The organism is Pediococcus damnosus, from assembly GCF_001437255.1.
In the GTDB taxonomy this organism is placed as follows: domain Bacteria; phylum Bacillota; class Bacilli; order Lactobacillales; family Lactobacillaceae; genus Pediococcus; species Pediococcus damnosus.
Map to the genome: position 1 here is coordinate 1 of NZ_JQBD01000197.1, position 356 is coordinate 356.

A 356-nucleotide genomic window follows, 5' to 3' on the forward strand; every position below is an offset into this window, starting at 1 on the left:
CTTGCTCAAACACTGGGCTCATAACTTGGGCTACCGCCTGTTGGACCATACGGTCAACAACTGTCGGAATTCCTAATTTACGGGTACCTCCGTTGGGCTTGGGAATCTCTACTCGTTTAACCGGCGCTGGTTTATATGTGCCATTTGCTAGTTGTTCAAGTAGCTCTTTCCGGTGTTCTTTCAGGTATGGCAAAAGGTCTTCAACGGTCATGCCGTCTAAACCAGCTGCTCCTTTATTCTTGGTCACCCGTTGATAGGCTAAATTCAGATTATTTCGGGCTAAAACCAAGTCTTGAAACTTAATGCCACTCATTCTTGTATTTTCACCAGAGGCAGTGCTACGCGCCCCGATATGC

At 46.9% G+C, this 356-nt stretch carries 1 pseudogene; it reads right to left on the bottom strand.

The annotated features are described in order from the left end of the window. Positions 1 to 356: pseudogene (locus IV84_RS10635) on the bottom strand (group II intron reverse transcriptase/maturase); the annotation flags it as partial.